We start from the raw sequence: 12,812 nt of genomic DNA, 5'->3' as shown, positions 1-12,812 counted from the left end.
TATTAGATTCACAAGATCGTGAATATCCTGTAGATTCTAACTCATGGACAATCCCATTGTCGTGGACCAGCTGCACAAGTCCTTCGGCTCGACCCAGGCGCTCGACGGACTCGACCTGTCCGTGGCGCAGGGGGAGGTGCACGGCTTCCTGGGACCCAACGGTTCGGGCAAGTCAACGACCATCCGGGTGCTGCTGGGGCTGCTCCGTCCCGACGGGGGGCGCGTCAGTCTGCTCGGCGGCGACCCGTGGCGTGACGCGGCCCGCCTGCACCGGCAGCTGGCCTATGTCCCCGGAGACGTGGCCCTGTGGCCCGGCCTGACCGGCGGCGAGGTCATCGACCTGATCGGCCGGCTGCGCGGGGGACTCAACGAGAGCCGGCGCGCCGAGTTGCTGGACGACTTCGAGCTCGACCCGACCAAGAAGAGCCGGACCTACTCCAAGGGCAACCGGCAGAAGGTCGCCCTCGTCGCAGCGCTCGCCTCCGACGCCGATCTGCTCATCCTGGACGAGCCGACCAACGGCCTGGACCCGCTCATGGAGGAGGTCTTCCAGACCTGGATCCTCCGCGCCAAGGACGACGGGCGCACGGTCTTGCTGAGCAGTCACATCCTCGCTGAGGTCGAAGCCCTCTGCGACCGGGTCTCGATCATCCGGGCCGGCGTCTCGGTGCAGAGCGGCACGCTGGCCGACCTGCGCCATCTCACCAGCACCACCGTCACCGCAGAGACCGGGCGGCCGGCCGATGGCCTGGGCACCATCGCCGGGGTGAGCGACCTGCAGCGCACCGACGGCCGGGTCACCTTCAAGGTGGACACCGATCACCTCGATGAGGCGATCGCGCACCTGTCTGAGCTGGGCATCCGCTCCCTGCAGGCTCACCCGCCGACGCTCGAGGAGCTCTTCCTCAAGCAGTATGGCGACCGCCTGCCTCCGCAGGACGACGAGACTGAGCGCGGTGGACCCGCGTCCGGCAGCGGTGGGGCGGGAGCGGACCGGTGACTACGCAGACCTCCTCGAAGCAGGTCCGCAGTCACGGCGCCGACTCCACGGAGCGGGCCTCGGGCCTGACGGGCACCGGCGAGCTGGTTCGGCTGTTCCTGCGCCTCGACCGGCTGCACCTGCCCCTGTGGATCCTCGGCATCGTCGGCATCGTGGCGGCCTCGGCGTCTGCCGTGCAGGGTTTCTATGACACCCCCGAGCTGCGGGCGGGCTACGCCGCGACGGTGAGCAGCAGCCCGGCAGCCATCGTGATGAGCGGCCCACCGCAGGCGCTGGACACCGTCGGGGGCATCACGCTCTTTGAGATCAACCTGACCTCGCTGGTGGGCATCGCGCTGATGGCGATCTTCCTGACGGTGCGGCACACCCGCGCGGAGGAGGAGGCCGGGCGCACCGAGCTGCTGCGGGCCGGGGTGCTCGGCCGGCATGCACCGCTCGCGGCGGCGCTGATCGTCGTCGGAGCGGCCAGCATGCTGGTCGGTGCCCTGATCGCCCTGAGCCTCATCGGGCTGGGGCTGCCGGCCGACGGGTCGCTGCTGTTCGGCGCGGCCACGGCCTGCCTGGGGCTGGTGTTCGTCGCGGTGAGTGCCGTGACGGCACAGGTGAGCGAGCATGCCCGTGCCACCCTCGGCCTGGCGGTCGCCGTCCTCGGTGTCGCGTGGGCCCTGCGCTCCCTCGGGGACGTGCGCGACAACGGCGCCTCCTGGCTCTCACCGGTGGGCTGGGTGCAGGCGGTGCACGCCTTTGGAGACCAGCGGTGGTGGCCACTGGTGCTGCCCGTGGCGCTGACCGCCGTGCTGATCATGGTCGCGGCCCTGCTCACCCGGCGCCGAGATGTCGGCGCCGGGCTGGTGGCGACCCGGCCGGGCCCCCCACGAGCCTCGGCGGTGCTCTCCTCGGCAGCGGGCCTGGCGCTCGTGCAGCAGCGGGCCACGCTGTTCTGGTGGAGCGTCGGACTCTTCCTCACCGGCCTGACCTTCGGGTCCTTCGGCAACGAGATCAGCACCATGGTGGAGGACAACCCGACCCTCTCGGAGGTCCTGGGTGGTGCGAGCGGGGAGGATCTGATCGCCGCCTACTTCGGTCTCATCATGCTGATCCTGGTCCTGATCGTCTCCTGCTTCACCGCCTCCTCGGTGCACCGCCTGAGGGGCGAGGAGGGGGCCGGCCGGACCGAGCTCGCCCTGTCCACCCGCACGCCGCGGACAGCCTGGCTGCTCGGCTGGCTGACCGTCAGCATGCTCGGCTCCGTGCTGGTCCTGACCGCTGCGGGGGCGGGGGTGGCTGTCTCCGACGCCGTGGCCAGCGGCTCGGCCGCGCGCACCGGGGAGCTCATCGGTGCGGCCCTGGCCTACCTGCCCGCGCTCGGTGTGATTGGTGGGCTCGCCACCGCGCTCTACGGCTGGGCGCCCCGGCTGGGCGTGCTGACCTGGGTGGTCATCGCAGGGTGTTTCGTGCTCGGCTGGCTGGGCGAGCTGCTCAGGATCCCGGAGCAGGTGCGTGACCTCTCGCCCTTCAACCTGACACCGCGGCTTCCGGCGGAGACGGTGGATTGGTCCGTGCTGATCCTGCTCTTGGCCGTCGCCCTGGCCCTGCTGGTGCTGGGGGTCGTGGGATTCAGGCGCCGGGATGTCGTCAGCAGCGCGTGATGAGGTGGTGACATGATGGGTGCCGTGAGGATGACAGCAACTTCCCTGACCCGTTCCGGGCGCGCGGGCACCCGTGCAGCCCGCTTCGCCCCCGCGCTCGCCGCCGTCGCGGTCGGTGCCCTGGCGCTCTCCGGCTGCGCCGGGGAGGTGCCCTCCGGAGTCGCCGCCGTCGTGGACGGCCGACAGATCTCCGTCGCGGAGGTGCAGGAGGCCACGGAGCAGTTCAACTCGCTGCCGGTCAGCCCGATGACATCCAGCGACACACTCACGCTGCTGATCTACGGCGAGGCCGCCGAGGCTGCCTACACCGAGGCGGGCCTCCCGCCGATTCCCGACTCACAGCTCGTCGCCCAGTTGCAGGGCGGCGGCGTCGACGAGCCCAGCGACGGGCTGGTGGACCTGTTCCGTGCAGTCAGCCACCTGCAGGGCGTGGGCGGTCTGCCGCCCGTTGACGACATGGAGGTCGCAGTCAACCCCCGCTTCGGCGGGTGGGACGACTCCGTGGGCCAGATCATCGCCCAGACGCCGGCCTGGATCACCGAGGTCACCACCGGGGCGCAGAACTGAGCGCTGCTGCCGGACTGAGCGCTGTGCCCGGTGCCGGGCCAGCGAGGGGTGACGCTATGGCGTGGTCGCCGGGACCGAGCACCGGACGCCTCAGCCTGCTGCTGACCACCCCTCGGCTGGCCCCCGGGCTCCTCTCCCGCGAGGCATGGCGGCGTCTGGAGGAAGCCAGCGCGGTGCTGGCCCGGTCCCTCGCGGACCCGCAGCCCCGTGCCATCTCGGCCGCCGGCCCGGCGGTGAGCGTCGCTGAGGGCGACCCACGCGCGCTCGCGCGAGAGCTGCTGGAACGTGCCGACCAGAGTCCCGTCGTGTGGATCGGGTCGCCCGATGGTGACCCGGGGCTCACGGAGGCGCTCGCGACCGAGGCCACCCGCCGCGGTGGGGCGGCCACCCCCGAAGTGGAGGTGTTGGTCGGGTCCTGGGACCAGCCCGGTGCCCGGCTGCTCGACGTCATCACGGTGATGGACCGGTTGCGCTCACCCTCCGGCTGTCCGTGGGACGCCGAGCAGACCCATCAGAGCCTGGTCCCCTATCTCGTCGAGGAGGCCCACGAGGCGGTCGAGGCGATCGAGTCCGGGGATGACGAACACATCCTGGAGGAGCTCGGCGACGTGCTGCTGCAGGTCGTCTTCCACGCCCGGATCGCCGCCGAGCGGGAGGACGGGTTCGACATCGACGACGTCAGTGCCCGCCTGGTCGACAAGCTCGTCCACCGGCACCCGCACGTCTTCGGCGACGTGGATGCCGCCGATGCCGCTGCGGTGGAGGCCAACTGGGAGGAGCTCAAGGCCGCCGAGAAGCCGGACCGCGAGCACCCCCTGGACGGCATCCCGGCTGGTATGCCGGATCTCGCCCGCGCCGTCAAGGTCACCACCCGCCTGGAGCGGGCCGGTCTGGGCCAGTGGCTGCGAGCCGAGGTGGATCGGCGACTCGTGGGTGGGTCGGCCGCCGGGGAGTCGGTGGCTTCGGGCGAGTCGGCGACCGCAGGAGTGCCGGTGACTGCGGGGGAGGACTCTGTCGTCGCGGCGCGACTGTTTGAGGTCGTGCTGGACGCCCGTGCGCTCGGGGTCGACCCGTCGGCCGCGCTGCGTGCCCTGCTGCGTGACCTGCGAGCCGCAGACCTCGACACACCCTCGCCGTGAGCGCCGACCAGCGGCGCCACGTGCGCATCAGCACCCGCAACGCCACCTTCCAGCAGTGGCAGTCGCTGCTCGGCAACCGGACCAAGCGCAACCGCCACCGGGAGTTCCTCGTCCAGGGGGTGCGCCCGCTGACCCTGGCCCTGGAGCGCCAGTGGCCGGTGCGTGCCCTGCTGCGCGGAGACGCCCCGTTGTCGGACTGGGCTCAGGGAGTGTGGGAGCAGACCGCGGCCGGGCTGCACGGCATACTCACCCCCGAGCTGATGGCTGAGCTCGGCGGGAAGCAGGAGGCCACCCCGGAGTTGCTGGCCGTGCTCGAGCTGCCCCCGGACGATCTGGACAGGCTGCAGACGCCGGCCCGGGTGCCGCTGGTGACGGTCTTTGACCGGCCGGGCAGTCCCGGCAACATCGGCACGCTGACCCGCTCGGTCGATGCCTTCGGTGGCAGCGGGGTGGTGGTGACCGGTCACGCGGCCGATCCCTATGACCCGCGGTGCGTGCGCGCCAGCACCGGCTCGATGCTGACGGTGCCGGTGGTGCGGGTGCCCTCGCACGTCGAGCTGCTGGCCTGGATCGCACAGCCGGCCCAGGCGGTGGTGGGTGCCGGCGATGCGGCGGGCAGTCCCGGTGGGTTGAGCGCGCGCGAACAGTGGCAGGTCGTCGGGCTGGACGAGGCCGGTGACGTCCCGGTGCGCGAGGTGGATCTGACCCTGCCGACCGTGCTGGTGATCGGCAACGAGACCCGAGGCCTCACCCGGGCCTGGCGGGAGGCGTGTGACCACCTGGTGAGCATCCCGATGGTCGGGTCGGCCAGCTCGCTGAACGCCGCGGTTGCCGGTTCGCTCGTGCTGCACGAAGCGCTGCAGCAGCGACTGAGGACCTGACCTGGTCAGTCCTCGGCTGCGCCGGTGCCCACCAGGGCGGCGTAGACGTCGAGCACGGTGCGCTTCTGCGCGGGAGTCAAGTTGGGGTCCTCCTGGAGCGCCGCGCGCGTGCGTCGACGGCCAGCCTCCAGCTCATCGGTGGTGCGGGTCTCCTCGACTAACTCGTCGGGGTCGATGCCGAGGATGGTCGCCAGGCTCCGCAGGACCTGGTCGCTCGGGGTGCGCAGACCGTTCTCGATCTGGGACAGGTAAGGGCCCGAGATCCCCGCCATCGTGGCCAGCTGGCGCATCGGCAGCGCAGCCAGCTCGCGCTGCTGACGGATCAGCGCGCCGAGGGAGGAGGGGATGGAGGTCATCGACCCAGGGTAATGGCTGGGGGCTAGTGTGAGGTTATATCGGTCCGAGGCGGGAAGGCAGGACGAGATGTCGAGCACGCACGAGGTTGTCCCTGGTCAGCGCACGGTATTCCTGGCAGATCTGCCGGATCTGGTGGGGCAGCAGCTCGGACCGTCCCGACCGATCGTGGTCACCCAGGAGCGCATCGATGCGTTCGCCGAGGCAAGCGGTGACCGGCAGTGGCTGCACACCGATCTCGAGCGGGCTGCCCGCGGCCCGTTCGGCGGTACCATTGCGCACGGCTATCTGACGCTCGCACTGCAGACCGTGATGCTGTGGGATGTGCTCGAGGTCAGTGACGCCGACAGCGTCGTCAACTACGGACTCAACAAGGTCCGGTTCATCACACCGGTTCCGGTCGGGTCCGAGCTGGTGATGACCGTTGAGGTCACCGACGTCTCACCCGTGCGTGGCGGACACCAGCTGGCCTACACCGCCACGATCAGCCTCCCCGGAGCCTCCCGGCCCTGTTGCGTCGCCGAGGTGCTCTTCCGTTATCTCAGTTCAGAAGGTTCGTGACCATGTCTATCCCTGGAATGTCCGGTGCAGGCGAATCCTTGTCGGTGCCCGGCGCCTCGTTGCTGCGGCTGATGACGCAGAAGGCGACCACGCCTGACCCACGGCTCGTGGAGGCGATGGCTCCGGTCATTGAGTTCCTGGGCAAGAACGACCCGCTCGGGCTGGTCCCGGCGACCGTCACGGTCCTCCAGCGTGCGCTGAAGAGCCCGTTGGCGATGTTCAACGCCTACGCCCGGCTGGGCCAGGGCATGGTCCAGCTGCAGATGGCCACCACCGCCAAGGCCGTCGGGGTGGCCACGGAGCCAGTCCTTGCCCCCGAGCCCGGCGATCGACGGTTCACCGAACGCACCTGGAGCGACAACGCCGCCTTCTTCGCGCTGCAGCAGACCTATCAGCTGGCGTGCCGGTTTGCTGAGGACGTGCTCAAGGCCGGCTCCAGCGGTGACCCGGATGACCTCAATGACCGCAAGGCGGCCTTCCTGGTCCGGTTGGCAACGGAGGCGCTGTCGCCCACAAACTTCCCCGCGACCAACCCCGAGGCGCTGATCAGGGCCTTCCAGACCGGCGGCCAGTCCCTGGTGAAGGGGGCGGCCAACATGCTGGAGGACTATGTCGAACGAGGGGGGATCCCGGAGCAGGTCGACAGTTCCGGGTTCGAACTCGGCGACAACCTGGCTGCGACCCCCGGCAAGGTGGTCTTCCGCAACGACTTGATCGAGCTCATCCAGTACGCTCCGCAGACCGAGCAGGTGCACGCGGTCCCGATCCTGTGCAGTCCGCCGTGGATCAACAAGTTCTATGTGATGGACCTCGCCCCCGGCCGCAGCCTGGTGGAGTGGATGCTCACCCACAATCGCACCGTCTTCATGATCAGCTATCGCGACCCGGGGGTGGAACTCAGCCACCTGACGATGGATGACTATCTCGCGCAGGGTGTGCTGACGGCCCTGGACGTCGTCGAGGAGATCACCGGGGCACCCAAGATCGACGTCATGGGCCTGTGCCTCGGTGGTGCGATGGCGACGATGGGAGTGGCCAACCTCACGGCCAAGGGCGACAAGCGGGTCAACTCGTTGACGACGCTCAACACCCTCATCGACTACTCCGAGCCGGGCGAGCTGGGCATCTTCACCGACGACCAGACCCTCAAGCGGATGAGGGCACGGATGGCGGACCGCGGCGGTGTGCTGCCGGCCAAGGACATGTCGACGACCTTCGACCTGCTCCGGGCGCGAGACCTGGTCTTCCGCTATGTTCCCGGCCGGTGGCTCATGGGGGATAAGTCCCCAGCCTTCGACGTGCTGGTCTGGAATGCCGACTCCGTCCGGATGCCGGCCACCATGCACACCGAGTATCTTGAGGCGCTCTATGGTCAGAACCGGCTGGCCCGCGGCGACTACGAGCTCGGTGGCGAGCGGCTAGACCTCAAGAACGTCAAGGTCGACCTCTATGTCGTCGGTGCCATCAACGACCACATCGTGCCGTGGACCTCGTCCTTCGCGGTGACCGGACTGACCGGGGGCAAGGTGCGCTATGTGCTGAGTAATGGCGGGCACATCGCTGGTGTGGTCAACCCGCCCGGCCCCAAGGCCTGGTATGAGGCGCTGCCGGCAGGCAAGGACAGCACGACCGGCACCGCCGAGTCCTGGCGTGGGTCGGCGACCCGCACGCCAGGCACCTGGTGGGAGGACTGGGTCACCTGGGCCACGAAGCGCGCCGGCAAGCTGGTCGACCCGCCCCAGCTCGGCAGTGAGAAGCACCCACCGCTGACGGACGCCCCGGGTGACTACGTCCGCTGACCCGCAGCGCGGACCGGAGCGGCGCGCGGTGAGGAACGCGGTGTGCCCGGCCCCACGGCATACGCGCATTTGACCGTGTTAGCAGATGTCTGCTAACGTTGCTAACAAGCAGCGAGGGAAGACTTCCTGCAGGCACCAGATCCCCACACCTGAGGAGAATCACCATGGCTGACGCCAAGACCACCGCCCAGAACGTGACCGCCGACCTTGAGGCCACCGCGGGCCGCATCCGTGAGCTCAACGAGAAGCTCATCACGGCCGCCAAGCAGAACGGCAACGTCTCGCTGGACGTCTACGAGAAGACGCTGACCGACATGCTGTCCTTCTCGCAGCAGGCCGCGGACTCGACCCAGAACGAGGTCATCTCCGCGATCACCAAGGCCCACAGCGACTACATCACCTCGATCACCAAGGTCTTCACCGGCGCCGCTCGTGACGCCCTGAAGTGACTCTGAGCATCATCGCCTGAGGGGAGGCGCCGTCCACCGACGGTGCCTCCCCTTAGTCATGCTCACTCGCTGTCCCCGTAACATCGGCGGAGCTAGTGCCGGGGTCGGCACCGCCGCACACCTTTTCCGTGAGTCCGACAGGAGTCTGCTGACATGACCGAAGCAGTGATCGAACCAACGCCGGTAACCGACAGTTCCACCTCAGCGACGGACGTCCCGTTCGAGCCGATCGTCGGGGCGCACCTGGAGCACAGTGCGGATCCACAGGTCCGGCGGTGGACGTTCGCCGCCTTCGACATTGCTGCGGCCTGGACCACCAGTTGGATCGACTATGCCAACGCCGCGATGGCGCGACGCAGCACTCCACTTGATGTCCTCGACGACGTGCAGCGCTTCTGGTCTGCTGCCCTCGACCGGCCGAGTCCGACCTGGTCCACCCCCTTTGAGGTGGTCCGCGAGTGGCCCGCTGCGCGGCTGCTGGACTTCTCCACCGGGTCGGGCGCGGACGTGGTCCCGACGCTCTTCCTGCCGCCTCAGGCGGGCCACGCCTCGACGATCGTGGACTACACGCCTGAGCAGAGCCAGGTGCGCACCGCCTTGGAGCAGGGGTTGACACGCCTGTATGTCCTGGACTGGTTGGGCGCGACCCCGCAGACCGCGGACACCACGATCGAGGACTACGTCGCGGTCCTGGACGAGACCGTCAAGTGGATCGGCGGCCCGGTCAACCTGGTGGGGGACTGCCAGGGCGGGTGGCTGGCGACGATCTATGCCGCGCTGCGTCCGGAGGCCGTTGCCTCTTTGTCCATCGGTGCTGCGCCGATCGATTTCCACGCGGGACAGAGCGCCATCCACGACTGGATTTCTGAGCAGCAGGCCACCCAGGACCCGATGTGGATCTACCGTTCGCTCGTGGAGGCCAACGCCGGTGTGCACAAGGGCGACTTCCAGGTCGCCGGGTTCAAGATGATGGAGCCCGCTGGAGAGCTAAGCCGCCTGGCAGACCTGTGGGCGCACATCGACGACCCGGAGTTCGTGGACCGCTATCGCGACTTTGTCTCCTGGTTTGAGACTCCGCAGGACATGGCCGGCGCCTTCTACCTCTGGACTGTCGAGCACCTCTTCGTCAACAACGAGCTGACCGCCGGCGTCCTCCGGGTCGGAGACGAGACCGTCGACCTCTCCCGGATCTCCATGCCTATCCATCTGCTTGCCGGCAGCAATGACCACATCACGCCTCCGGAGCAGGTGTGGGCGCTGGCTGAGCACGTGTCCACCCCGGCCAAGGACATCGGCAGCCACCTCGTGGAGGCGGGGCACCTTGGGTTGTTCATGGGACGTCGCGCGCTGACGGAGCACTGGGCGCCACTGTTCCGCAGCGTGAGGGAGAGGAATGCCCGCGAGGCACGGACCGCTGCGGCGCCAGCTGTGAAGGCCCCAGCTGTGAAGAAGGCTCCGGTGGCGAAGTCGGCCCCGGCGGCCAAGGCTCCCGTTGCGAAGAAGGCTCCGGTGGCCAAGGCTCCCGTTGCGAAGTCGGCTCCGGTGGCCAAGGCTCCGGCCGCGAAGTCTGCTCCGGTGGCGACGTCTGCTCCGGTGACGAAGTCGACTCCGGTGGCCAAGGCTCCCGTTGCGAAGTCTGCCCCGGCGGCCAAGGCTCCCGTTGCGAAGAAGGCACCGGTCACGAAGTCGGCTCCGGCGGCCGAGGCTCCCGTTGCGAAGAAGGCACCGGTCACGAAGTCGGCTCCGGTCGAGAAGAAGGCCCCGGTCGCCAAGGCTCCCGCTGCCAAGCAGACACCGGCCTCGAAGTCGGCTCCCGCCGAGAAGGAGGCCCCGGCGACGAAGCCCGCTCAGGCGGCCCAGGCCACACCGGCGAAGTCGGCTCCGGCCGCAAACCCGACTCCGGTTGCTACGCCTGCGCCAGCCAGCGAGTCCACAGGCGTGAAGGCTGACTCAGCGAAGGCAGACGCCCCGCGCGAAGGCACCTCGCCGCAGAACTGAGTCCCGTCTCACTCGACAGGTGCCCACGTGTTGCGCGGACGCACCTGTCGAGTGAGGGGGTCACATATCCATGCCGCCGTTGACGCCCCAGACCTGTCCGGTGATGTAAGAGGACCTGTCGGCGCAGAGGAAGTGCACGACGCGTGCGATCTCGTCGGGGTCAGCGAGGCGAGCCATCGGGATCTGGCCCTTGATCTTGTCGAGCACCTTCTCGGGGACCGCCTCGACCATCTCCGTGTTGACGTAGCCGGGGGTGACCGTGTTGACCGTCAGTCCGATCGAGTCCACGTTGAGTTTGCCGGACCGCTGCAGGTGGAAGGCGGCCTCTCGGGCGAGGGTCTTGGTCAGACCGAAGAGCCCCGACTTGGACGCGGCGTAGTTGGCCTGACCGATATTGCCCATCTCGCCGATAATTGAGGACACATTCACGATGCGTCCGGTTCCACGCTCAAGCATGTGCTTCAGAGCGGCCTGAGCCATATAGAAGGTGCCCGAGAGGTTGACCTGGACCACCGCATCCCAGTCGTCGTCCTCCATCTTCAACACCGTGCGGTCGCGGGTGATGCCGGCGTTGTTGACCAGGATGTCGAGCCGGCCGTGCTGCGCGATGACGTCCTTGATCGTGCGGCGGCAGTCCTCGGCGGAACCCACGTTGCCCTGGTGCGCGGAGAAGGCGCTATCCGGGAACTGCTCGCGCAACTGACCGAGAAACTCATCGGCGCGCTGTTGGTCCCGTCCGAACCCCATGGCCACCGTGGCTCCCTGGTCGGCCAGGCTCCGGCTGATGGCGGCCCCGATGCCTCGGGTGCCTCCAGTGACGAGGGCGACGCGGTCGACGAGCTTGCTCCCGCGTGGACCGGTAGTTGACACAGACATCTGGCACTCCTTGGGCGAGGGTCGACTTCCGCTCACGCTATCGCTCCCCGCCGACTCGTGCACTGGGCGTGATCAAAGCACCCGAGGTGCAGGCGGCCACCGGTTCGTCCGGCGGGGTGGATTGCCGCCACGCGGTGCGCCCGGTGGGGGTTGGGCAGGGTGGGCCGTTAGGCTCGGGTCAGACCTGACGTGTGCTCATCCAGTGCATGTCTCTGCGCACAGCGTGAAGGAGTAGTCGTGGCTGTCATCGACGCGATCATCGCCCGGGAGATCCTGGACTCTCGGGGCAACCCGACGGTCGAGGTCGAGGTGGGACTGGACGACGGCACCGTCGGCCGGGCCGCCGTGCCCTCCGGCGCCTCCACCGGTCAGTTCGAGGCTGTCGAGCGCCGGGACGGCGACGAGGGCCGCTATCTCGGCAAGGGTGTGGAGCAGGCCGTCGCCGCCGTGATGGATGACCTCGAGCCGCGGCTGCTCGGATTCGACGCCAGCGAGCAGCGCCTGGTCGACAACGAGATGCTGGCCATCGACGGCACCGACAACAAGGGTGAGATCGGCGCCAACGCGATCCTCGGTGTGAGCCTGGCCGTGGCCAAGGCCGCTGCGGAGTCGGCCGGGTTGCCGCTGTTCCGCTATGTCGGCGGCCCCAACGCCCACGTCCTGCCGGTGCCGATGATGAACATCCTCAACGGCGGTTCGCACGCTGACTCCAACGTGGACATCCAGGAGTTCATGATCGCCCCGATCGGTGCCGGCTCGTTCCGCGAGGCGCTGCGCTGGGGCACCGAGGTCTATCACGCGCTCAAGGCGGTGCTCAAGGAGCGCGGCCTCAGCACGGGCCTGGGTGACGAGGGCGGCTTCGCCCCCAACCTGGAGTCCAACCGTGCGGCCCTCGACCTGATCCTCGAGGCCATCAGCAAGGCCGGCTACACCCCCGGCAGCGACATCGCCCTGGCACTGGACGTGGCCGCCAGCGAGTTCTTCGAGGACGGCTCCTACGTCTTCGAGGGCGGGACCAAGACCGCCGAGGAGATGGTCGACTACTACGCCGAGCTCGTCGATGCCTATCCGCTCGTGTCCATCGAGGACCCGCTCAACGAGGATGACTGGGAGGGCTGGAAGGCGATGACCGACCGTCTCGGCTCCCGCGTCCAGCTCGTGGGCGACGACCTGTTCGTCACCAACCCCGAGCGGCTGCAGCGCGGCATCACCGAGGACACCGCCAACGCCCTCCTCGTCAAGGTCAACCAGATCGGCACGCTCACCGAGACCCTCGACGCGGTCACCCTCGCGCAGACCAACGGCTACCGCTGCATGATGAGCCACCGCTCCGGCGAGACCGAGGACGTCACCATCGCCGACCTCGCCGTCGCCACCAACTGTGGCCAGATCAAGACCGGTGCCCCGGCCCGCTCCGAGCGGGTCGCAAAGTACAACCAACTCCTGCGCATCGAGGAGGAGCTCGACGACGCCGCGGTGTATGCCGGTGCCGGCGCCTTCCCGCGGTTCGCGCCCTCCGCCTGAGCCCCGCGGCGGACC

General features: G+C 68.8%; 12 protein-coding genes. 10 read left to right on the top strand and 2 right to left on the bottom strand.

What is annotated here, in order from left to right:
* Positions 1-43 precede the first annotated feature (43 nt).
* Genes FNH13_RS16645 through FNH13_RS16625 form a run of 5 tightly spaced genes read left to right on the top strand, consistent with a single transcriptional unit; the run spans position 44 to position 5,236 of the window.
* Entirely contained in the window at positions 44-1,000 is a 957-nt protein-coding gene (locus FNH13_RS16645; protein ID WP_143784483.1) for an ABC transporter ATP-binding protein, read from the top strand.
* A complete protein-coding gene (locus FNH13_RS16640) occupies positions 997-2,649 on the top strand; it encodes an ABC transporter permease (RefSeq protein ID WP_143784482.1) in 1,653 nt (550 codons plus the stop codon). The genes FNH13_RS16645 and FNH13_RS16640 overlap by 4 nt, the downstream gene beginning before the upstream one ends.
* Before the next feature lie 30 nt (positions 2,650-2,679).
* Positions 2,680-3,216 carry a hypothetical protein gene (locus tag FNH13_RS16635; RefSeq protein WP_143784481.1) on the top strand — a complete coding sequence of 179 codons (537 nt, stop codon included), beginning with the start codon at positions 2,680-2,682 and terminating at the stop codon, positions 3,214-3,216.
* A 56-nt stretch (positions 3,217-3,272) separates the two neighbouring features.
* A complete protein-coding gene (locus FNH13_RS16630) occupies positions 3,273-4,355 on the top strand; it encodes a MazG family protein (RefSeq protein ID WP_143784480.1) in 1,083 nt (360 codons plus the stop codon).
* Entirely contained in the window at positions 4,352-5,236 is an 885-nt protein-coding gene (locus FNH13_RS16625; protein ID WP_202878812.1) for a TrmH family RNA methyltransferase, read from the top strand. Before FNH13_RS16630 ends, FNH13_RS16625 begins: the two co-directional genes overlap by 4 nt.
* Positions 5,237-5,241: 5 nt before the next feature.
* Here FNH13_RS16625 and FNH13_RS16620 read toward each other — a convergent pair whose 3' ends face one another.
* Positions 5,242-5,592 carry a helix-turn-helix domain-containing protein gene (locus FNH13_RS16620; RefSeq protein WP_143784479.1) on the bottom strand — a complete coding sequence of 117 codons (351 nt, stop codon included), beginning with the start codon at positions 5,590-5,592 and terminating at the stop codon, positions 5,242-5,244.
* A 67-nt stretch (positions 5,593-5,659) separates the two neighbouring features.
* Between FNH13_RS16620 and FNH13_RS16615 the strand changes: the two genes are divergently transcribed.
* The 4 genes from FNH13_RS16615 (at position 5,660) to FNH13_RS16600 (ending at position 10,397) form a co-directional block, all read left to right on the top strand.
* Complete coding sequence (locus FNH13_RS16615) at positions 5,660-6,151, top strand: MaoC family dehydratase (RefSeq protein ID WP_143784478.1); 492 nt, start codon at positions 5,660-5,662, stop codon at positions 6,149-6,151.
* 2 nt (positions 6,152-6,153) lie between these two features.
* Positions 6,154-7,950, top strand: coding sequence for a PHA/PHB synthase family protein (locus FNH13_RS16610; protein WP_202878811.1), 1,797 nt, complete (start codon positions 6,154-6,156; stop codon positions 7,948-7,950).
* Between the two features lie 164 nt (positions 7,951-8,114).
* On the top strand, positions 8,115-8,399 hold the full coding sequence (locus tag FNH13_RS16605) for a hypothetical protein (RefSeq protein ID WP_143784477.1): 285 nt from the start codon (positions 8,115-8,117) through the stop codon (positions 8,397-8,399).
* 153 nt (positions 8,400-8,552) lie between these two features.
* On the top strand, positions 8,553-10,397 hold the full coding sequence (locus FNH13_RS16600) for an alpha/beta fold hydrolase (protein WP_143784476.1): 1,845 nt from the start codon (positions 8,553-8,555) through the stop codon (positions 10,395-10,397).
* A gap of 60 nt (positions 10,398-10,457) precedes the next feature.
* Here the strand turns inward: FNH13_RS16600 and FNH13_RS16595 are convergent, their stop codons facing one another.
* Entirely contained in the window at positions 10,458-11,273 is an 816-nt protein-coding gene (locus tag FNH13_RS16595) for a beta-ketoacyl-ACP reductase (RefSeq protein WP_143784475.1), read from the bottom strand.
* 237 nt (positions 11,274-11,510) lie between these two features.
* On the opposite strand from FNH13_RS16595, the gene eno reads away from it, so the two are divergent.
* Positions 11,511-12,797 carry a phosphopyruvate hydratase gene (gene eno, locus FNH13_RS16590; RefSeq protein ID WP_143784474.1) on the top strand — a complete coding sequence of 429 codons (1,287 nt, stop codon included), beginning with the start codon at positions 11,511-11,513 and terminating at the stop codon, positions 12,795-12,797.
* The last annotated feature ends 15 nt before the right edge of the window (positions 12,798-12,812 follow it).

This window comes from Ornithinimicrobium ciconiae (assembly GCF_007197575.1).
Lineage (GTDB): Bacteria > Actinomycetota > Actinomycetes > Actinomycetales > Dermatophilaceae > Ornithinicoccus > Ornithinicoccus ciconiae.
The sequence above is the reverse complement of the archived record's forward strand: the minus strand, read 5'-3'. Positions and strand labels throughout refer to the sequence as shown.